This is a genomic window from Leisingera sp. ANG-M6 (assembly GCF_000813905.1).
Classification (GTDB): Bacteria; Pseudomonadota; Alphaproteobacteria; order Rhodobacterales; family Rhodobacteraceae; genus Leisingera.
Map to the genome: position 1 here is coordinate 55086 of NZ_JWLG01000001.1, position 19001 is coordinate 74086.

Below are 19001 nucleotides of genomic sequence, written 5' to 3' on the forward strand. Positions count from 1 at the left end.
CCTCTGCGCCGCATCGAGGGGGCGGCACATAGGGTCAACAGGGTAAAGCGGCGGTATCGGGAAGATGGCACTCACCTTTCGTCTGAATGGTGAAGAGGTCCGCATTCCGGACGCAGATCCGTCGGCAACTTTGCTGGACTGGCTGCGCGACGAAAGGGGGCTTACCGGCACCAAAGAAGGCTGCAACGAGGGCGATTGCGGCGCCTGCACCGTCATGGTCACCGACGCGCGCGGTTCCAAGGCTCTCAACGCCTGCATCCTGTTCCTGCCGCAGCTGAACGGTAAATCCGTCCGAACCGTCGAGGGTGCCGCAGGCCCGGACGGCAGCCTGCACCCAATGCAGCAGGCAATGGTGGACCATCACGGCAGCCAATGCGGCTTCTGCACCCCCGGCTTCATCATGTCGATGGTGACCGCCCACGCAAATGGCGCCACGGACTTCGACGACCAGCTGGCAGGTAACCTGTGCCGCTGCACCGGCTACGCCCCGATCATTCGCGCGGCTGAGGCCGCCAAGGATGCCCCGGTGCCGGACTGGATCACCCGCGACCGCCCGGTTGACCCCGGTCCGCAGCCGCTAATGCCGCAGTCGGCAGACGAACTGGCGGAACTCTGCGAACAAACCCCGGATGCAACGCTGATCGCCGGCGCCACTGACGTGGGCCTCTGGGTCACCAAGCAGCTGCGCCACCTGCCGCAGATGATCTTCCTTGATGGCTGCGCGGACCTGAAGGGCATCGAGGTCACGGGCACCACCGTCCGCATCGGTGCCATGGCCGACATGAACGCCCTGCGCGCCGCGATGGAACCGCTGCATCCCTCCTTTGCTGAAATGCTGCGCCGCTTCGCCTCCCAGCAGGTGCGCGCCGCGGCCACCGTCGGCGGCAATATCGCCAACGGCTCCCCCATCGGTGATACCCCGCCCGCGCTGATCGCGCTTGGCGCCACCCTGCACCTGCGCAAAGGGAACAGCCGCCGCACCCTGCCGCTGGAGGATTTCTTCCTCGACTATGGCAAGCAGGACCGCCAGCCCGGAGAGTTTGTCGAGGCCGTCAGCTTCCCCCGCCAGCCTGATACCCTCAAGGTCTACAAGCTGTCCAAACGCTTCGACCAGGACATCTCCGCCGTGCTCGGCGCTTTCAATATCACCGTGGAGAACGGCCGGATCACCGCCGCCCGCATTGCATTCGGCGGCATGGCGGGCATCCCGAAACGCGCTGCCCATGTGGAGGCCGCGCTGACCGGCCAGCCCTGGGATCAGGCCACGGTCCAATCCGCCGCCGCGGGCCTTGATCAGGACTTCACCCCGATGACCGACATGCGCGCCTCCGCCGGCTACCGGCTGGAAACCGCGCGCAACATGCTCACCCGCTACTTCGCCGAGAGGGACGGCCAGGCGGTTTCGGTGCTGGAGGTGCGGCCATGAGCGTCTCCAAACCCCTTCCCCATGACGCCGCAGACCTGCATGTGACCGGCGCCGCCCGCTATGTCGACGACATCCCCACGCCCGCAGGCACCCTGCATCTGGCCTTTGGCCTTTCCCCCATCGCCCGCGGCCATATCACCGGAATGCACCTGCACGATGTGCAGCATAGCCCCGGCGTGGCGGCGGTGATGACCGCCAAGGGGATGCCGTTCTCCAATGACGTATCCCCTTCGATTCATGACGAACCGCTGCTGGCGGCCGGCACCGTCAACTATGTCGGCCAGCCGGTGTTCCTGGTGGTGGCCGACAGCCACCGCAATGCCCGCATCGCCGCCCGCAAGGGCAAGGTGGACTACAGTGAGGAACCCGCGCTCCTGACCCTCGACGCGGCGCTGGCCGCCGACAGCCGGTTCGAGGAAGGCCCGCGCATCTATCAGAAAGGCGACGCTGCTGCCGCAATCGACGCGGCCCCGCGGATCGTCGAAGGCAGCTTCGAACTCGGCGGGCAGGAGCATTTCTACCTCGAAGGCCAGGCGGCCATGGCCTGGCCGCAGGAGGACGGCGGCATGCATGTCTTCTCCTCCACCCAGCACCCGACCGAGATCCAGCACAAGGTCGCCGACGCTATCGGCCTGCCGATGCACGCCGTGCGCGTCGAGACCCGCCGCATGGGCGGCGGCTTTGGCGGCAAGGAAAGCCAGGGCAACGCTCTGGCTGTCGCCTGTGCGGTTGCGGCGCGGCTGACCGGCAAGCCCTGCAAGATGCGCTATGACCGCGACGACGACATGGTCATCACCGGCAAGCGCCACGCCTTCCGCATCTCCTACCGTGCCGGGTTCGGTGACGATGGGCAGCTGCAGGGCATCGAGTTCCTGCATCTGGCCGATTGCGGCTGGGCCCAGGACCTGTCGCTGCCGGTCGCTGACCGGGCGATGCTGCACGCCGATAACGCCTATCTGATCCCCAGCATCCACATCGAAAGCCATCGCCTGCGCACCAACCGCCAAAGCGCCACCGCTTACCGCGGCTTCGGCGGCCCGCAGGGCATGGTGGGGATCGAACGGGTGATGGACCACATTGCCCATGACCTCGGGATCGACCCGGCGGAGCTGCGGCAGCGGAACTATTATACGGCACCGGCGGAGGCGAAGCCGGACAACACCACGCCCTACGGCATGGAAGTCACGGATTTCGAGCTGCACGGGATGACGGCGGATCTGCTGCGTTCCTCGGACTACGCTGCCCGCAAGGCGGCGATTGCCGAGTGGAACAAGACCCAGCCCCACCTGAAACGCGGCATCGCCTTCTCCCCCGTGAAATTCGGGATTTCCTTCACCCTCACCCACCTCAACCAGGCCGGCGCTTTGGTGCATGTCTACCAGGACGGCTCGGTGCATCTGAACCACGGCGGCACCGAGATGGGCCAGGGCCTGTTCCAGAAGGTGGCGCAGGTCGCCGCCAGCCGCTTCGGCATCGCGCCGGAGAAGATCAAGATCACCGCCACCGACACCGGCAAGGTGCCCAATACCTCTGCCACCGCCGCCTCTTCCGGCTCCGACCTCAACGGCATGGCGGTGAAGGCCGCCTGCGACACCATCCGCGACCGGATGGCCGAGCACCTGGCGCTGCAGCATCAGGCGAGGCCCGGCGATGTGGTGTTCAAAAACGGCCAGGTGCGGGTCGGCCAGGACATAATGACCTTCGATCAGGCCGCCATGGCCTGCTACCAGGGCCGCGTCAGCCTGTCGGCCACCGGTTTTTACAAGACACCCAAGGTCGAATGGGACCGGATCAAGGGCCAGGGCCGCCCGTTCTACTACTTCGCCTATGGCGCCGCGGTGACGGAGGTGGCGGTGGATGCCCTGACCGGCGAGAACCGCATCCTGCGCTGCGATATCCTGCATGACGCCGGCGCCTCGCTGAACCCGGCGCTGGACGTGGGCCAGATCGAGGGCGGCTATGTCCAGGGCGCCGGCTGGCTGACCACCGAGGAGCTGGTCTGGGACGACGCCGGCCGCCTGCGCACCCACGCGCCCTCCACATACAAAATCCCCGCCTGCTCAGACCGGCCCGATGTGTTCAACGTGAAACTCTGGGACGGGCAGAACCGCGAGGACACCATCTACCGCTCCAAGGCGGTGGGCGAGCCGCCCTTCATGCTGGGCATCTCCGCCTGGCTGGCGCTCAGCGATGCGGTCGCGGCCTTCGGGCCGGCCTACCCGGCGCTGAACGCGCCCGCGACGGCAGAGGAAGTCTGGCGCGCAATCCGGAGGGTGCGCGATGGGATTTGACGTTCAGGCATTGCGCGAGGCCGTCGCCGCGCACGGCCGCGTGACCCGGGTGGTGATCGCCGCCGTCCGCGGCTCCTCCCCGCGCGAACCAGGCACCGCCATGCTGGTCTGGGAATCAGGCCAGAGCGGCACCATCGGCGGCGGCACCTTGGAGTTCGAGGCTGCCGAAGCCGCGCGGGATCAGATCTCCCCAAAACGTTTCAGCACCCACGCGCTGGGTCCGGACCTGGGCCAGTGCTGCGGCGGCGCTGTCACCCTGCTGAGTGAAGTCTACGAGGCTTCCGATCTGGACAGCCTGGACAGCGAAATCATTGCCCGCCCCGCCGCCCCCGCGCCGATGCCGATGGCGGTGAAACGCATCCTTGCCGCCGCCCGCAGCCAGGGCATCCCGCCCGAACCGCAGCTGGTCGATGGCTGGATGATCGAACCGGTTCACCATCCCAGCCGCCCGGTCTGGATCTGGGGCGCCGGCCACGTCGGCCGCGCGCTGGTGAAAGTGCTGGCGCCGCTGCCGGACATGGCAATCACCTGGGCCGACACGGCGCCAGAACGGTTCCCGGCTGACGTCCCAACCGGTGTCACCACGGTTCCGGCTGCTGACGTTGCGCTCCTTGTGCCGCATGCACCTGAAAACGCTGCGCATTTGGTGCTGACCTATTCCCACGCGCTGGATCTGGCGCTATGCCACGCCTTGCTGGGCCACGGCTTCGCTTTTGCCGGGCTGATCGGCTCCAGAACCAAATGGGCGCGGTTCCGCTCCCGCTTGGCGGCCCTGGGCCACAGCCCGGAACAGATTTCACGGATCACCTGCCCGATCGGCGATCCGGAGCTTGGAAAACATCCGCAAATGATTGCGGTCGGCGTTGCGGCCCAGCTGCTGCGCCACAGTGCAAAAGATGAACTGAGAGAGGGCGCACGCGCGTGACTGTACCACTGTTGAGCCTGCAGGGCCTGACCAAGGCCTACCCCGGAGTGGTGGCAAATGACACCGTCTCCTTTGACATCGGCGAGGGCGAAGTGCATGCCCTCCTGGGCGAAAACGGCGCCGGCAAGTCGACGCTGGTCAAGATGATTTACGGGCTGGTGAAGCCCGACAACGGCAAGATGCTGCTGCGCGGCCAGCCCTTTGAACCCGCCGAGCCGCGCCAGGCGCGGGCTGACGGCATCGCCATGGTGTTCCAGCATTTCTCGCTGTTCGACGCGCTCAATGTGGCCGAGAACATCGCGCTTGGCATGGAAAACCCGCCGGAGATGCGCGACCTTGCGGCGCGCATCCGCGAGGTGTCGGAAACTTATGGCCTGCCGCTGGATCCGTTCCGCACCGTCGGCGACCTGTCGGCAGGCGAGCGCCAGCGGGTCGAGATCATCCGCTGCCTGCTGCAGGACCCGAAACTGCTGATCATGGACGAACCGACCTCGGTTCTGACGCCGCAGGAGGTGGAGATCCTGTTCAAGACCCTGCAAAAGCTGCAGTCCGAAGGCACCTCGATCCTCTATATCTCCCACAAGCTGGAGGAAATCCGCACCCTCTGCGACCACGCCACCATCCTGCGGCTGGGCAAGAATGTGGGCGAATGCATCCCCTCCGAGACCTCCGCCCGCGACATGGCCGAGATGATGGTCGGCAGCACCCTGCAGACCCCCGAACGCGGCAGCCGCGAGTTCGGCGCTGTGGCAATGGACATCTCCGGCCTGTCTGTGCCGGCCCCTTCCGCCTTTGGCACCGCGCTCAAGAACGTGCATCTGACCGTGCGCAAGGGCGAGATCCTCGGCATTGGCGGCGTGGCCGGCAATGGCCAGGACGAGCTGCTGGGCGTGCTGTCGGGCGAAACCCTGACCGAGGCGGATGCGGTAAAACTGCACGGGGAGCCGATCGGCAAGCTTGGCCCCACCGCCCGCCGCAAGCTCGGCGTGCTGGCCGCGCCGGAGGAACGCCTCGGCCACGCCGCCGCCCCGGACATGAGCCTCACGGAGAACGCCATGCTCACCGGCTCGGTGCGCGAGGGGCTGGAGAAAAACGGCTTCCTCGACTGGGGCGCCACCAAGGATTTTGCCGAGCGCATCATCAAGGCGTTTGACGTCCGCACACCGGGTCCCGGCAATGCTGCGCGGTCGCTGTCCGGCGGCAACCTGCAGAAATTCGTGATCGGGCGCGAGGTGCTGCAGGACCCGGATGTGCTGGTGGTGAACCAGCCGACCTGGGGCGTCGATGCCGCCGCAGCCGCCGCCATCCGCCAGTCGCTGCTCGATCTGGCCGCCAAAGGCGCCGCGGTGATCTGCATCAGCCAGGATCTGGATGAGCTGATGGAAATCTCCGACAGCTTTGCCGCCCTCAATGAAGGCCGCCTCAGCGCCCCGCGCGAAGCCGCAGGCCTGACGGTGGACGAGATCGGCCTGATGATGGGCGGCGCCCATGGCATGGAGGTGGCGCATGTCTGACCTCTGCAACAGAAATCATAAGAAGAAACAGGGAGCCGCTGCATGATCCGGCTTGAGAAACGGCCGCAACCGTCGCGCGCCTGGTCAATGGCGACACCGCTGGTGGCGGTGATTGCCACCATGATCGTTGGCGGGCTGCTGTTCGCGGCGCTTGGCAAACCGCCGGTGGAGGCGATCCGCACCATTTTCTGGGAACCGCTGTTTGGCGAGTTTTCCTTCTACTACCGCCCGCAACTCCTGGTCAAAGGCGCGCCGCTGGTGCTGATCGCCATCGGCCTGTCGCTGGGCTTCCGCGCCGGCATCTGGAACATCGGCGCCGAGGGCCAGTACATCATGGGCGCCATCTTTGGCGCCGGGGCGGGCCTTGCCTTCTACCCTTCCGAGTCCTTCCTGATCTTCCCGTTCATGGTCCTCGCAGGCGCCTTTGGCGGCTGGATCTGGGCAATGATCCCGGCGGTGCTGAAAACCCGCTTCGGCACCAACGAAATCCTGGTGTCACTGATGCTGGTCTATGTGGCCGAACAGTTCCTGGCCTCGGTCTCGCTGGGCCTGTTGAAGAACCCCGAGGGCTTCGGCTTCCCCGGTTCCCGCAACCTTCAGTCCTGGGACGCCGCCCATAACGCCGAGCTGATTGCAGGCACCGGCATGCATTGGGGCGTGGTGGCGGCGCTGATTGCGGTGATCTTTGCCTATGTGCTGCTGAACCGCCACATGACCGGCTACCACATCCGCCTGACCGGCGAGGCGCCCCGCGCCGCCAAATTCGCCGGTGTGAACCCTACCCGGCTGGTGCTGTTCTGCCTTGGCACCTCCGGCGCGCTGGCAGGCCTTGCCGGCCTGTTTGAGGTCTCCGGGCCGTCGGGCCAGATCAGCATCGACTTCAACGTGGGCTATGGCTTCACCGCGATCATCGTCGCCTTCCTGGGCCGCCTGCACCCCGTCGGCATCCTGCTGGCAGGCGGGCTGATGGCGCTGACCTACATCGGCGGCGACATCGCCCAGTCGAACCTGCAGCTGCCCGCGGCCGCCATTCAGGTCTTCCAGGGGATGCTGCTGTTCTTCCTGCTGGCCTTCGACCTGCTGACCAATTTCCGCATCGCAATCGGCAAGCCGGAGGTGGCGTGATGAAGCAGGTTGCACATAATTTTATGAAGACAGCTGTGTTCAGCTTTCTGGTTCTTGCAGGTCTTGCACTAACGCCTCTGTCTTTCTTCCCTCGCCTTCTGGCCTTCGCAACAACCGGGTGGGATGAAGCATTCTTTGTTTATCTGTTCCTTGGGGCACCATTTGGCGGGTTTCTTCTGCTGTTGATCCTCAGCCGCTCCGGTGATCGCCTGCGCGACACAGCTTCGCTTGCAGGAGTTTGGGCAGGCGCAATTGCAGGCTCCTTTGCCGGCGTAAAACTGATGGGGGCTTCCTGATATGGATCTTTCTGCAATCAACCCGGTCCTGCTCATCGCCTCGCTGATGGTGGCGGCAACCCCGCTGCTTCTGGCGGCCATCGGTGAACTCGTGGTCGAAAAGGCCGGCGTGCTGAACCTCGGGGTCGAGGGGATGATGATCGTCGGCGCCATCGCAGGCTTTGCCACCGCGGTAGAAAGCGGCTCGCCCTTCCTTGGCTTCATCGCCGCCGCCATCGCAGGCGCGGCGCTGTCGATCCTGTTTGCCATCCTCACCCAGTTTGCCCAGGCAAACCAAGTGGCCTCCGGCCTGTCGCTGACGCTCTTTGGCCTCGGCCTGTCAGCGCTGATGGGGCAGTCCTATGTCGGCATCAAGCCGCCGCAGATGGGCGATATCCACATTCCCGTGCTCAGCGACCTGCCCGTCGTGGGCCCGATCCTGTTCGGCCATGACATCATCCTCTACTTCGGTATCGCGCTGACCGCCGCGGTCTGGTGGGGGCTGAAATACTCCCGCCTTGGCCTGGTGCTGCGTGCAGTGGGCGAAAACCACGACGCCGCCCATGCGCTGGGATACAAGGTGCTGAAAATCCGCCTTCTGGCGATCATGTTCGGCGGCGCCTGCGCAGGCCTTGGCGGCGCCTACATCAGCCTCATCCGCGTGCCGCAATGGACCGAAGGCATGACCGCCGGCATCGGCTGGATTGCGCTGGCGCTGGTGGTGTTTGCCAGCTGGAAACCCTGGCGCGCACTGCTGGGTGCCTATCTCTTTGGCGGCGTCACCGTGGTGCAACTCAATCTGCAGGCGGCAGGCGTTGCCATTCCGGTCGAGTATCTGGCAATGTCGCCCTATCTGATTACAATCATTGTGCTTGTTATCCTTTCGGCGGACAAAAGCAGCGCACCTGCCTCGCTTGGCCGCAACTTCCACGCCTCCCGCTAGACGGGGGGCTTTTCACTGCCCCCTCTGCCGGGGCCAATAGATGTAAACTGGGGAGAACCTGATGAAACTGACCAACCTTCTGACCAGCGCCGCCGTGGCGCTTGGCCTGGCCGCAGGCGCGGCCTGGGCCGAAGACAAAACCAAGGTGGGCTTTGTCTACGTCGGCCCCGTCGGCGACGGCGGCTGGACCTATGAGCACGACCAGGGCCGCAAGGCGGTTGAAGCCGAATTCGGCGACCAGGTCGAAACCGTCTACGTGGAAAACGTCGCCGAAGGCCCGGATGCCGAGCGCGTGATGACCCAGATGGCGCTGGAAGGCGCCGACCTGATCTTCACCACCTCCTTTGGCTACATGGACCCGACCATCAACGTCGCCAAGAAATTCCCGAACGTGAAATTCGAGCACGCCACCGGCTACAAGCGCGCCGACAACGTTTCGACCTACTCCGCCCGCTTCTATGAGGGCCGCGCGGTGCAAGGCACCATCGCGGGCCATATGACCGAGAGCAACATCATCGGCTACATCGGCTCCTACCCAATCCCGGAAGTGATCCGCGGCATAAACTCTGCCTATCTCCACGCCAAGAAGGTGAACCCGGACGTCCAGTTCAAGATCGTCTGGGCCTTCACCTGGTTCGATCCGGCGAAAGAGGCTGATGCCGCCAAGGTGCTGATCGAACAGGGCGCCGACGTGATCCTGCAGCACACCGACTCCACCGCGCCGCAGGCCGCCGCACAGGCCGCCGGCAACGTGATCACCTTCGGCCAAGCCTCCGACATGTCGGAATACGCGCCGAAACCGCGCGTCTCCTCCATCATCGACGACTGGGCGCCCTACTACATCGCCCGCACCAAGGCCGTAATCGACGGCACCTGGGAATCGGTTGATACCTGGGACGGCATTGGCGCCGGCATGGTTGGCATCGGCGAAATTTCGGACGTGGTGCCTGCGGACGTCAAAGCCGCTGCACTGGCAATCAAGGACGCACAGGCCAACGGCACCTACCACGCCTTCACCGGCCCGATTAACAAGCAGGACGGCTCTGCCTGGCTGGCAGAGGGCGAAACAGCCGATGACGGCACCCTGGCCGGCATGAACTTCTATGTCGAAGGCATCGAAGGCGACATCCCGCAGTAAACGGACCATTCTGAGACACACAAAGGCCCGCCACTTGGCGGGCCTTTTTGTTGCCGCAAAACGTCTGATCTCAGCAAAGCCTGCTGACACACCCTGTCACTGCCCTGATGTACTCCCCGCTCCACATGCCCGCGGAACCCTGCCCGCGGCGCGCTCAAGCACTTTGGAGAACACTCTTGAAACTGAATTACTTCGTTGTCGGCACCAACAACATGGACGCCGCGGTCAAATTCTATGACGCGCTTTTTGAAAACCAGGGGTTCACCCAGGTCCGGCCCAGCGAACGGATGACCTATTGGCTGAAGGACGATTTTGCCTTTGCCGCCGCCCTCCCCTTTGACGGCGCACCGGCCGCCAATGGCAATGGAACTATGGCAGGCTTCAGCCTCGGCTCGGCAGACGAAGCCGCCCGGCTGCACAAAAAGGCGCTCGAACTCGGCGGCACCTGCGAAGGCGCGCCGGGGCAGCGCGGACCGCGGTTCTCGGCCTATGTGCGGGACCTGGACGGGAATAAGCTTTGCTTTGCGGACTGAGCAAGCCGCAATGGCAAAAGGCGGACCCGCAGGCCCGCCTTTCCTGTCCTTTCGGCAAGACCCGCCTCAGTGCCCGGACAGCACCAGCGTCTGCACCGGCATCAGCAAGAGCCGCAGCCGCAGGCCCGCCGCATGGACCACGCCGATGGTGTCCACCACATGCAGGAAGGCCCATTCAGCGGTGCCGATGCTGTCGTCATGCTCCAGCCGCTCGTGGTTGCTGGTATAGACATTGGCCAGGCAATTGCTGCCCGGCGGCAGCGCCTCGGCAGTGCCTTCGTAAAGCGGCTCCATGAAGACGGTGATGGTGCCGGGCTTGCGCATGTTTCCCAAGTCGCGCAACTCATCCGTCGGGCGCAGCTGGCCGGTTGCGATCACGTCCTGCACTTCGACCACCACCATAGGGATCACCGTGAAGGGCTTGGTCATGCAGCCGATCTCACCGATCATGCCGGGCTTGATCACCTGCGCCGACATCTGGTTGAACCCCGCCTGGAAGCGGTTCCTGCCAGAGGCCAAAGGCACCAGAATGCCTGCCGGGCGCAGCACCGGACTGACGTAGTCGCCGACCTGCAGCGCGAACTGCTCCACCCGGCCATCGACACCGGCACTGATCAGCGTCTTGTCCAGCTCCGCCTGCGCCAGCTGCAGCTGCGCCTCGGCGCTGGCCATCTGGGCCGGGATCAGCACCTCGATCTGCTGCTCCACTGCTGCCTTCTGCGCCCGCGCAGCCTCAACCGAGGCCGCCCTCTGGTCCACAAGGTTCTCCAGCCGTTCGATCTCAGCCGGACGCACCGCGCTGGAGCCCTGGTCCCGCAGCGTCTGGTTCCGTTCCAGATCATCGCGTGCCTGCGTCAGCGCCGCCTGCGCCTGCGCTATGCCCGCATCCGCCTGGGCCAGATCGGTATCAGCCAGCTTGCGCGAGGCCTCAACCTGAGCAATCGCCGCATGGGCGGATTCAAGGGCAGCTTTTTGCGACAGCCCCTCCAGCCGCAGGATCGGATCGCCGGCCTTCACTTCCTGATTGTTGACGACATAGACCTCGGCCACCCGCCCGCCGACCTGCGGCAGGATGGTGACAGTGCGGAAGTAGGAGGCCACCGTATTGGTCGCCGGATGGAAATAGAACAGCGTGGTCAGCACCGTCAGGGTCAGCATCACGCAGGCCGTCAGGCCCCAGCGCAACTCGTACCAGACAGAAAACAGCGTCAGCTCCTGGCCGACCCGCTTGCCCTGCACAAAGCGGCGGAACAGGAAGTCCGGCAGGATGGTGACCAGCGCGCACAGAAGTGTCTCGATCATGGTTCAGTGCCCCTCTGCCACGGGTTCGCCTTGCACCGGCACAGGCGCGTCCGGTTTCTCCGGCTGCGGATCGGGATCGCCACCGCCCTGCGCCGCAGGCGGCTCAGGCTCCCGCCCCAGACCGCGGACCGCATCGGCAATGGACCGTAGAGGCGCGGCCAGATCCGGGATCTGGAACCCCGCCATCAGGATCGCGGCCACCCAGAAGATATTGTTGTGGGTGAACAGCGCCAGCAGCGCCAGAATGCCGACCAGCTGGAACTGCGGGTGATTGCTCTTGTGCGCCATTTTCTCCGGCAGCGCGTGCAGGGTGAAATAGGCAACCCCGATCAACAGGATCAGGGTGATGGTGAACACCGCCATGAAGGTAAAAAGGAAATCGCTTCCGTCCGCCGCAGTGACATAAGAAGGAATATGCCCCGCAGCCATCGGATGTGCATTGGGCGTCGTCATCGTCCGTCCCCCGTTTCAATTTATTTTCTTGAACTGCATCTGATAGTTGCACTGCCCGGCCCTTTGACCAAGCATTTTGTCTGGCCGGCGCCGGAATTGCCCTTTGCCTGCCCTTCCTTGCGTGCCACTCTCCCGCCATGACACAGAGCCCCCGCACGCCCCTCACCAGCCCCGACGGCACCCCCGCCAGCCGCTTTGCCTTTGGCTGCATGCAGTTCGGCGGCCGCGCCACTGAGGCCCAGTCGGCTGAAATGTACGCTGCCTGCCGCGCCGCCGGCATCACCCATTTCGACACCGCCTGGGTCTATACCGGTGGCAGTTCGGAACAGATCCTCGGCCGCCTCATCAAGCAGGAGCGGGACCAGCTTTTGATTGCCACCAAGGCCGGTTACGAGGGCGGCGCCGGCGCTGCCAACCTGCGCGCCCAGCTGGACGAAAGCCGCCGCCGGCTGGACCTGGATATGGTCGATGTCTTCTACCTGCACCGTTTCGACCCGCACACCGACCTGCGCGAAACCATGGACTGCTTCGCTGCGCTCAAGGCAGAGGGCGTGATCCGCTATGCGGCTCTGTCCAACTTCGCCGCCTGGCAGGTGATGAAGGCGCAGATGGCCGGGCTGGCCTCCGGCGTTTCCGTCGACCTCCTGCAGCCAATGTATTCGCTGGTAAAACGCCAGGCTGAGGTGGAGATCCTGCCGATGTGCGCCGACCAGGGCATCACCGCGGTGCCCTACTCGCCCCTCGGCGGCGGTCTGCTGACAGGCAAATACGCCAGCGGCGGCACCGGCCGCATCACCGAGGACAAGGGTTATGGCATCCGCTACAGCCCGGCCGCCATGCACGAAACGGCCACCGCGCTGACAGAGCTTGCAGCCCAGCGCGGCACCCATCCCGCCACCCTCGCCGTGGCCTGGGCCGCGGCCCATCCTTCCGCGCCGGTTCCGATCATCTCTGCCCGCAACGCGGAACAGCTTCAGCCCTCGCTGGCAGCGCTGGACTACGCGATGGACGCAGACCTCTACCGCGCGATTGAGGCGCTCAGCCCGCGCCCCGCGCCCGCCACCGACCGGCTGGAAGAACAAGAAAACGACAAGGACTAGACCCATGCAGGATTTCATCGTCATCGGCGGCGGCATGGGTGGCACCAGCGCCGCCGCCCGGCTGGCCGGCCTCGGCAGCGTCACCCTGCTCGAAATGGAGGACGCGCTTGGCTACCATTCCTCCGGCCGCTCCGCTGCGCTGTTTGAGGAAAACTACGGCCACGGCCCCACCATCGACCTGAACCGCGCCAGCGCCGCGCATCTGCGCGAGAACGGTTACCTGTCGCCACGCGGGCTGATGCTGGTCGGAGCCAAGGACGAAGGCGATCTCTTTGCACGCGACGTGGATGAACTGGGCATGGCGACGCTGGAGCTGGACGAGGCCCGCGCCATGGTGCCGATCCTGAACCCGGAAACCGTAGGCTTCACCGCCATCAGCGGTGCCGCCGAGGACATCGACACCGACAGGATGCTGCAGGACTTCGCCAAAACCCTGCGCGCTGCGGGCGGGCAGACTGTGACCAAGGCACCCGTCACCGCCATCACCCGCATTGCAGGCGGCTGGCAGGTCACCGCGGGCGGCACCGTTTATGAGGCGCGCAACCTAGTCAACGCCGCGGGAGCCTGGGCCGATAAGGTTGCCGCGCTTGCCGGGGTCGCCGCCATCGGCCTGCAGCCCAAGCGCCGCTCGATGGCACGGCTGCCCGCCCCCGGCGGCCATGATGTCAGCGGCTGGCCGATGCTGCTGGGCGCAGGTGAGACCTGGTACGCCAAACCTGATGCCGGCAAGCTGCTGGTCTCCCCCGCCGACGCCGATCCGGTGGAGCCGCATGACGCCTATGCCGACGACATGGTGCTGGCCGAAGGGCTGGCCCGCTATGAGGAGATGGTGACTGAGCCGGTGACGCGGGTCGAAAGCAATTTTGCCGGCCTGCGCAGCTTTGTCGCTGACGGCACCCTGGTGCTGGGGCCGGATCCGGATCAGCCGGAGTTCATCTGGTGTGCCGGTCAGGGCGGCTACGGCATCATGACTGCCCCCGCCGCCTCGCAGCTGATTGCCGATCTGGTGGCAGGCCGCGCGCCGGTGCTGGATGCCGCCACCGTCGCCGCGCTGTCGCCCGCGCGGCTGCGCTGATGCCGGTGCGCTCCGTTCCCGGTGCGGCGTCTGTCGCGGAACCGCAGGGCGGCAAGCTGTTTGCCCCCTCCGCCGCGCGCAATGCCGGCGCGATCTGCGATCTGCTTGCACAAGTGGCCCCGCCACAGGGCCGCGCCCTGGAAATAGCCAGCGGCACCGGCCAGCATGTGATTGAATACGCCGCCCGCCTGCCCGGCCTGACCTGGCAGCCAACCGAGGTGGACGCCACCCGCCGCGCCAGCATCCAGGCCTATGCCGATGAGGCGGGCCTGCCCAATATCGCAGCGCCCATTGCCCTGGACGCCACCGCCCCCGGCTGGTGCGCGGATCAGGCAGGCCAGGATCTGATCGTGCTGGTGAACCTCTTGCATCTCATCAGTGAAAGCGAGGCCCGCACCCTGATCCAAGAGGCCGCTGCTGCCCTCGCCTCCGGCGGGCGGTTTGTGATCTACGGCCCCTTCATGCGCGGCGGAAACCTCATCAGCGAAGGCGACCGCGCCTTCCACGCCACCATCACCGCCCATGATCCGGAAACCGGCTACAAGGATGATGCTGAGGTCATCCGCTGGCTGCAGGCCGCCGGACTGGAACTGGTTCAAACCGTGGACATGCCCGCCAACAACCTGGCGCTGGTTTCGGAAAAGCCCGTGCCGGAACTTTTCTCCTAGCCGCCGCGCACCTGCTGCAGCCCACGGACCACCTGGCGGATATGCTCCAGCGCCGGGTTGTCGGGCAAGTACAGCGCGCGGCAGCCGAGGCTGATCTCCGGCGCCCCCTCGACTGCATGCAGCGCACCCGCCGCCAGCGCCTCTGCTGCCATATAGGCCGGGAAATATCCTATGCCGCCGCGTTTTTGCAGATAGCGCAGCCCCATCAGCGCATTCCCCAGCACGATGTGCTGACGGCTGCGGGCGGGCAGAACATCATGCAATTGCGCATCGTACTCAGCGCCGAATTCCAGGTTGATGAACAGGGGCAGCGCATCCCGCCCCAGCCGCAGGGGCTGATCTGCCACCAGCACCAGCCGCTCGGGCGGCAGCTCCTCAACCGATAGCCGCGCACCCGCCGGCACCTCGTTCACAATCGCCACGTCCAGCAGACGGCGCGCCACCGCCTCGCCCATGTTCATCGCGTGGTCATAGTTCAGCGTGAAGGGCACCGTGCCCTGCACCTCCTCCAGCCACACCGCCACATCCACCAGAAGCGGGTCCCAGACCGACAGCTGTGCCCCCAGCCGCAGCGGCACCCGGCCCGCCAGGCTCGCCTTCAGATCACCCGCGACAAACTCCCACGTCCGCATCATCTGCTCGGCATAGGGCAGAAACTGCCGCCCCGCCGCGCTCAGCCGCGTGCCGCCGGGTCCGCGGTCGAACAGCGGCGTGCCCAGTGCTTCCTCCAGCGCCTTGATCCGGGCACTGACGGCAGTTTGCGTCACATTCAGCGCCCGCGCCGCGCCGTGAAAGCTGCCCGCGGCCTCGATCGCCAAAAAGGTTTTGAACGCGCTGATCTGCATACTGATCACTATTTCCTTTCGTCTTGAGCAAATCAATTCGTTTTCCTGCTCAGGCCAAACTCGCTAGCTTGTCCGCAGATCAATCAAAGGACCCGCGCCATGCTGGACAAAAGCCACAAGCCAACCTGGACCAGTTTCACAGAAGCCACCGCCGAGGACTGGAAAGCCGTTGAAGCCTACGAGGAGGCCTATAACGCCGCCCTGCCCGACCGCATCCTCGACGCGATCCGCTCGCTGGACGAGGACTGGACCCCCTACCCGGTGAACCGCTACCAGCACAGCCTGCAGGCCGCGACCCGCGCCTGGGAAGACGGCGCCGATGACGAGATCATCGTGGCCGCGCTGGTGCATGACACCGGCGACATCCTGTCCCCCTACAATCACGGTGAGCTGTCGGCGGCGATGATGAAGCCCTATGTCAGCGAAAAGACCTACTGGATCCTCAAGCATCACTGCGTTTTCCAGGGCTTCTACTACAACCACCACTTCGGCGGCGACCGCAACGCCCGCGACAAATACCGCGACAGCCCCTATTGGGAGGACTGCCGGTACTTCTGCGAAACATACGACCAATGCGCCTTTGACCCGGAGTATCCCACCAAACCGCTGGAGTTTTTCGAGCCGATCCTGCGCAAGGTTCTGTCGCGCGGCTGGGGCCATATGGAGCTGGCCGAAACAGCAGAGGAGCAGCCTGCGGGCTAGACCCTTTGCCAATCAGGAACAGCACCCCGCCCGGCCAGGTCCAGGCGGGGTGTTTCTGTCAGCGGCCCGTCATTCCGTTCCGATCTGCCAGGCCTGCAAAATCTCCCGCACATGGGCGCGCCGGCCGCGGGCCACCGGCACCTCGCCGCCATCCGCCAGCAGCAGCACATCGCTCTGCCCGCCGCGCCTCAGCCCCGCAACTGCATCGCGGGCCACCCACCAGGACCGGTGCGGCTGCAAGCCCGCATCCTGCGGCATCTGCGCCAGCAGGTCGGCAAGCCGCCCGCGCAGAGTCAGCTCGCTGTCTCCTGCCGATATCCGCAGGTAATGCTCCTCGGATTTCACATAGCGCAGCTGTTCCAGCGCGAACTTCTGCCCGCCCAGGACAACTGCGGTCCCGTTCAGACCGGCAGTTGCATCGCCAGCGTTTTGCGCGGCCGGCTCCGGCTGCGTTGAGGCGGGTTCAGGCATTGCTGTCACGGCAGGTCTATCGATGCCCCGCGGCTTGCGCCCGTACAGGTCCAGGTCCAGCGCCGTATTGGCCTGCGGCAGGATGAACAGGAACAAAAGCGTCTCGAACGTATAGCTGAGCACAACATTGTAGGGAAAGAGCTGCAGAACCACCCGCCAGCTGACACCCGTTCCAGTATAGGGCGCGGCCAGCGCCACCACCATCACCGTGACCAGTGCCATGGACACAATATTCGGCACCGCACGCAGCATCCGCACAACCCGCCCTCCCGGTGCCAGTGCGATCCAGGCTATCAGGATCCCTGCATAAGCACTTACAAACCCTGCAACGCAGATCACCCACAAAAGCAGGTTCACGTGCAGCGGCATGCCGGCCTCCCGGTATCCGTCTGTGTCAAACGCCGCCAGCAGCACCACTATTGCCGCGGCGTATTTCAGAAACACTCCGCTGCGCAAAACCAGCGTCATTTCATGCACCGTGAACTGCGGCGGTTCACCGAACATGTCAAAAAGCTGCATTTCGCGGCTTTGGAGATTGTCCTTGATCGTCCCCAAACCTATCAGCCCCCCGTTATCAGGTTTTCTGTTGATGAGTGGCCGGAGATGGCTTTCTTCCTTGTATTGCCGCACAAAGGAAGCTGTCTCCGCGCTCACCCGTTTGCTTTCGTCAATTCCTTTCCCCATCCATGGCAGATCCAGAATGCGCCAGTTTGTTCCCGCAGATTTCGACAAGGCCGCCAGCGACCTCGACCGTCTCAAAGATATCTATTTCGCCGCCGGCGCAGACCCGGCCGCGCGCGATACTGCCGAAGCGGCCCTCGCTGCGGCGATGCGGTGGATTGGCGTGGCCCTGGACAGCTATCCGCTGCAGGGTACCCGCCGGGACTAGGCCCTGCGCCCGCACCCGCGCTATGTGCAGTCCGTAAAACCTCCGTCCGGGCATCGGCCCCGCAGAAGCCCGGCATTGCGGCTGTCTGATACCTCCGGTTTCCATGCTCCAAGCTTAGCCAGAGGCATTCCGGATTGTGAATGGGTAAATGCATGTTTTCGCAGGGAAACTGGCGGATTTTTCCCTCTGGCGGATTCTTTTGATTGTGGTAAAATTCGCCCCAATCCACCCGGGCTCTGATTTATTGTCGCCATCTGCGATCCGCAGGCGGGCCACTGCCACCCCCTTGCGCACGCAGCGGACAGGTAAACGCGCCAGCCTTACAGCGCCAAACTTTGCTTAGCGCCTGCCGCGGCGCTGCCCGGCCCGCCCGCCTGGCAACGCACTGGCCAGGTGGTCCGCAAACGCCCGCGTCTTGGGCTCAAGATGGCGCCGCGACGAATAGACCGCATAAACCGGTGTCGATGCCGGAATGGCGCCGAAACCAGCCAGCACCGGAACCAGCGTGCCGCTCTCCAGGTCCCGGGCAGCCGCCCATTCCGGGATCATCACAATGCCGCAGCCGGAAACGGCCAGGCTTTTCAGAAACGCCAGCCCGTTCGCCTGAACCCTCCCGGCAACCGGTACGGCGCATTCGCCTTGCAGCGTCTGGAACCGCCACACCACCTTCTGCGCCTCAGAGCGGAAGGAGAGGCATTGGTGGCCGGCGAGTTCCTCCGGATGGTCCGGAGTGCCGAAGGCCTCCAGATACCCGGGGCTGGCATAAAGCTGAGAGCGACTGTCGAAGATCTTGCGGGCAATCAGGCTGGAATCCTTCAGCTGCCCCATGCGGATGGCCACGTCGATCCGGCCTTCCACCAGGTCCTCAAGCGCCGAGGAAAACTGCAGCTTCACCTGGATGTCCGGATGGGCGGCCAGAAAGCCGGGCATCAGCGGCGCGATCAGGGCTGTGGCCAGATCAGGCTCTGCCGTGACCGTCAGGACACCGGAAGGCGCGCCGGAGAGCCGGGATATGGCAGCCCGGGCGGTCTCCAGCTCTTCCACCGCGCGTTTTGCGTGCCGGTAATAAAGCTCGCCAGCCTCAGACAGGCTCTGTTTGCGGGTGGTGCGCTGAAACAGCCGGGTGCCGAGCCCGTCCTCCAGCTGCTTGATCTGGCGCGCCACCGATGACGGCGCCACGCCCAGCACCCGGGCCGCTGCCGAGAAGCTGCCCTCCTCGACCACCTGAACAAACAGACTGGCGCTTGCCCCCTGAATCATCTTTGCACTCTGCGCACAAATCCTTTGCATTTCAAACTGTTTTCGCCAAGGTCAAGCGCCCTCATG

The 19001-nt window shown here is 65.0% G+C and carries 18 protein-coding genes and 1 pseudogene; 14 read left to right on the forward strand and 5 right to left on the reverse strand.

The window, feature by feature from the left end; translation table 11 throughout:
- The first annotated feature begins 64 nt into the window (after positions 1 to 64).
- The 9 genes and pseudogenes from RA24_RS00235 (at position 65) to RA24_RS00275 (ending at position 10170) form a co-directional block, all read left to right on the forward strand.
- Entirely contained in the window at positions 65 to 1426 is a 1362-nt protein-coding gene (locus tag RA24_RS00235; RefSeq protein WP_039188934.1) for a xanthine dehydrogenase small subunit, read from the forward strand.
- The gene (gene xdhB, locus RA24_RS00240; protein WP_039188936.1) at positions 1423 to 3717 is read left to right on the forward strand and encodes a xanthine dehydrogenase molybdopterin binding subunit; all 2295 of its coding nucleotides are present in this window, start codon (positions 1423 to 1425) and stop codon (positions 3715 to 3717) included. The genes RA24_RS00235 and xdhB overlap by 4 nt, the downstream gene beginning before the upstream one ends.
- Positions 3718 to 3799: 82 nt before the next feature.
- Positions 3800 to 4642 (forward strand): annotated as a pseudogene (gene xdhC / locus RA24_RS00245) (xanthine dehydrogenase accessory protein XdhC); the annotation flags it as partial.
- Positions 4639 to 6156, forward strand: coding sequence for an ABC transporter ATP-binding protein (locus tag RA24_RS00250; RefSeq protein WP_039188939.1), 1518 nt, complete (start codon positions 4639 to 4641; stop codon positions 6154 to 6156). The pseudogene xdhC and the gene RA24_RS00250, both read left to right, overlap by 4 nt.
- A 42-nt stretch (positions 6157 to 6198) precedes the next feature.
- Positions 6199 to 7281, forward strand: coding sequence for an ABC transporter permease (locus RA24_RS00255; protein ID WP_019294790.1), 1083 nt, complete (start codon positions 6199 to 6201; stop codon positions 7279 to 7281).
- Positions 7281 to 7577: a hypothetical protein gene (locus RA24_RS00260; protein ID WP_039188941.1), complete on the forward strand. Its 297-nt coding sequence runs from the start codon at positions 7281 to 7283 to the stop codon at positions 7575 to 7577. Before RA24_RS00255 ends, RA24_RS00260 begins: the two co-directional genes overlap by 1 nt.
- Position 7578: 1 nt before the next feature.
- Positions 7579 to 8499, forward strand: a complete 921-nt coding sequence (locus RA24_RS00265) for an ABC transporter permease (protein ID WP_039188943.1) — start codon at positions 7579 to 7581, stop codon at positions 8497 to 8499.
- A gap of 61 nt (positions 8500 to 8560) precedes the next feature.
- Positions 8561 to 9637, forward strand: coding sequence for a BMP family ABC transporter substrate-binding protein (locus RA24_RS00270; protein WP_039174965.1), 1077 nt, complete (start codon positions 8561 to 8563; stop codon positions 9635 to 9637).
- 176 nt (positions 9638 to 9813) lie between these two features.
- Positions 9814 to 10170, forward strand: coding sequence for a VOC family protein (locus RA24_RS00275; RefSeq protein ID WP_019294787.1), 357 nt, complete (start codon positions 9814 to 9816; stop codon positions 10168 to 10170).
- Between the two features lie 66 nt (positions 10171 to 10236).
- Here RA24_RS00275 and RA24_RS00280 read toward each other — a convergent pair whose 3' ends face one another.
- On the reverse strand, positions 10237 to 11472 hold the full coding sequence (locus tag RA24_RS00280; protein ID WP_019294786.1) for an HlyD family secretion protein: 1236 nt from the start codon (positions 11470 to 11472) through the stop codon (positions 10237 to 10239).
- Between the two features lie 3 nt (positions 11473 to 11475).
- Positions 11476 to 11925: a hypothetical protein gene (locus tag RA24_RS00285; RefSeq protein ID WP_039174967.1), complete on the reverse strand. Its 450-nt coding sequence runs from the start codon at positions 11923 to 11925 to the stop codon at positions 11476 to 11478.
- Between the two features lie 137 nt (positions 11926 to 12062).
- Here RA24_RS00285 and RA24_RS00290 point away from each other — a divergent pair, with 137 nt between their 5' ends.
- Genes RA24_RS00290 through RA24_RS00300 form a run of 3 tightly spaced genes read left to right on the forward strand, consistent with a single transcriptional unit; the run spans position 12063 to position 14768 of the window.
- Positions 12063 to 13025, forward strand: a complete 963-nt coding sequence (locus tag RA24_RS00290) for an aldo/keto reductase (RefSeq protein WP_039188944.1) — start codon at positions 12063 to 12065, stop codon at positions 13023 to 13025.
- A 4-nt stretch (positions 13026 to 13029) separates the two neighbouring features.
- Positions 13030 to 14100 (forward strand): NAD(P)/FAD-dependent oxidoreductase, encoded by a 1071-nt coding sequence (locus RA24_RS00295; RefSeq protein ID WP_039148569.1) that lies wholly within the window; start codon positions 13030 to 13032, stop codon positions 14098 to 14100.
- The gene (locus tag RA24_RS00300) at positions 14100 to 14768 is read left to right on the forward strand and encodes a DUF938 domain-containing protein (protein ID WP_039188946.1); all 669 of its coding nucleotides are present in this window, start codon (positions 14100 to 14102) and stop codon (positions 14766 to 14768) included. The genes RA24_RS00295 and RA24_RS00300 overlap by 1 nt, the downstream gene beginning before the upstream one ends.
- Here the strand turns inward: RA24_RS00300 and RA24_RS00305 are convergent.
- Positions 14765 to 15613 (reverse strand): LysR family transcriptional regulator, encoded by an 849-nt coding sequence (locus RA24_RS00305; RefSeq protein WP_241477461.1) that lies wholly within the window; start codon positions 15611 to 15613, stop codon positions 14765 to 14767. The two genes, RA24_RS00300 and RA24_RS00305, sit on opposite strands and share 4 nt — an antisense overlap.
- A 99-nt stretch (positions 15614 to 15712) precedes the next feature.
- Here RA24_RS00305 and RA24_RS00310 point away from each other — a divergent pair, with 99 nt between their 5' ends.
- Positions 15713 to 16315, forward strand: coding sequence for an HD domain-containing protein (locus RA24_RS00310; protein WP_019294780.1), 603 nt, complete (start codon positions 15713 to 15715; stop codon positions 16313 to 16315).
- Between the two features lie 69 nt (positions 16316 to 16384).
- Here the strand turns inward: RA24_RS00310 and RA24_RS21620 are convergent, their stop codons facing one another.
- Positions 16385 to 17305 carry a LytTR family DNA-binding domain-containing protein gene (locus RA24_RS21620; RefSeq protein ID WP_193747098.1) on the reverse strand — a complete coding sequence of 307 codons (921 nt, stop codon included), beginning with the start codon at positions 17303 to 17305 and terminating at the stop codon, positions 16385 to 16387.
- Between the two features lie 181 nt (positions 17306 to 17486).
- Here RA24_RS21620 and RA24_RS00320 point away from each other — a divergent pair, with 181 nt between their 5' ends.
- Positions 17487 to 17675, forward strand: coding sequence for a hypothetical protein (locus RA24_RS00320; protein WP_019294778.1), 189 nt, complete (start codon positions 17487 to 17489; stop codon positions 17673 to 17675).
- 339 nt (positions 17676 to 18014) lie between these two features.
- On the opposite strand, the gene RA24_RS00325 is transcribed toward RA24_RS00320, so the two are convergent.
- Positions 18015 to 18935 (reverse strand): LysR family transcriptional regulator, encoded by a 921-nt coding sequence (locus RA24_RS00325; protein WP_039188948.1) that lies wholly within the window; start codon positions 18933 to 18935, stop codon positions 18015 to 18017.
- Positions 18936 to 19001 lie beyond the last annotated feature (66 nt).

Bases quoted from the DNA above. Each gene is read 5' to 3' on its own strand.
- RA24_RS00300 (WP_039188946.1), top strand. From the start codon at position 14,100: ATGCCGGTGCGCTCCGTTCCCGGTGCGGCGTCTGTCGCGGAACCGCAG.
- RA24_RS00305 (WP_241477461.1), bottom strand. From the start codon at position 15,613: ATGCAGATCAGCGCGTTCAAAACCTTTTTGGCGATCGAGGCCGCGGGC.
- RA24_RS00290 (WP_039188944.1), top strand. From the start codon at position 12,063: ATGACACAGAGCCCCCGCACGCCCCTCACCAGCCCCGACGGCACCCCC.
- RA24_RS00265 (WP_039188943.1), top strand. From the start codon at position 7,579: ATGGATCTTTCTGCAATCAACCCGGTCCTGCTCATCGCCTCGCTGATG.
- xdhB (WP_039188936.1), top strand. From the start codon at position 1,423: ATGAGCGTCTCCAAACCCCTTCCCCATGACGCCGCAGACCTGCATGTG.
- RA24_RS00235 (WP_039188934.1), top strand. From the start codon at position 65: ATGGCACTCACCTTTCGTCTGAATGGTGAAGAGGTCCGCATTCCGGAC.
- RA24_RS21620 (WP_193747098.1), bottom strand. From the start codon at position 17,305: ATGCAGCTTTTTGACATGTTCGGTGAACCGCCGCAGTTCACGGTGCAT.
- RA24_RS00285 (WP_039174967.1), bottom strand. From the start codon at position 11,925: ATGACGACGCCCAATGCACATCCGATGGCTGCGGGGCATATTCCTTCT.
- RA24_RS00270 (WP_039174965.1), top strand. From the start codon at position 8,561: ATGAAACTGACCAACCTTCTGACCAGCGCCGCCGTGGCGCTTGGCCTG.
- RA24_RS00310 (WP_019294780.1), top strand. From the start codon at position 15,713: ATGCTGGACAAAAGCCACAAGCCAACCTGGACCAGTTTCACAGAAGCC.
- RA24_RS00325 (WP_039188948.1), bottom strand. From the start codon at position 18,935: ATGATTCAGGGGGCAAGCGCCAGTCTGTTTGTTCAGGTGGTCGAGGAG.
- RA24_RS00295 (WP_039148569.1), top strand. From the start codon at position 13,030: ATGCAGGATTTCATCGTCATCGGCGGCGGCATGGGTGGCACCAGCGCC.
- RA24_RS00255 (WP_019294790.1), top strand. From the start codon at position 6,199: ATGATCCGGCTTGAGAAACGGCCGCAACCGTCGCGCGCCTGGTCAATG.
- RA24_RS00320 (WP_019294778.1), top strand. From the start codon at position 17,487: ATGCGCCAGTTTGTTCCCGCAGATTTCGACAAGGCCGCCAGCGACCTC.
- RA24_RS00260 (WP_039188941.1), top strand. From the start codon at position 7,281: ATGAAGCAGGTTGCACATAATTTTATGAAGACAGCTGTGTTCAGCTTT.
- RA24_RS00280 (WP_019294786.1), bottom strand. From the start codon at position 11,472: ATGATCGAGACACTTCTGTGCGCGCTGGTCACCATCCTGCCGGACTTC.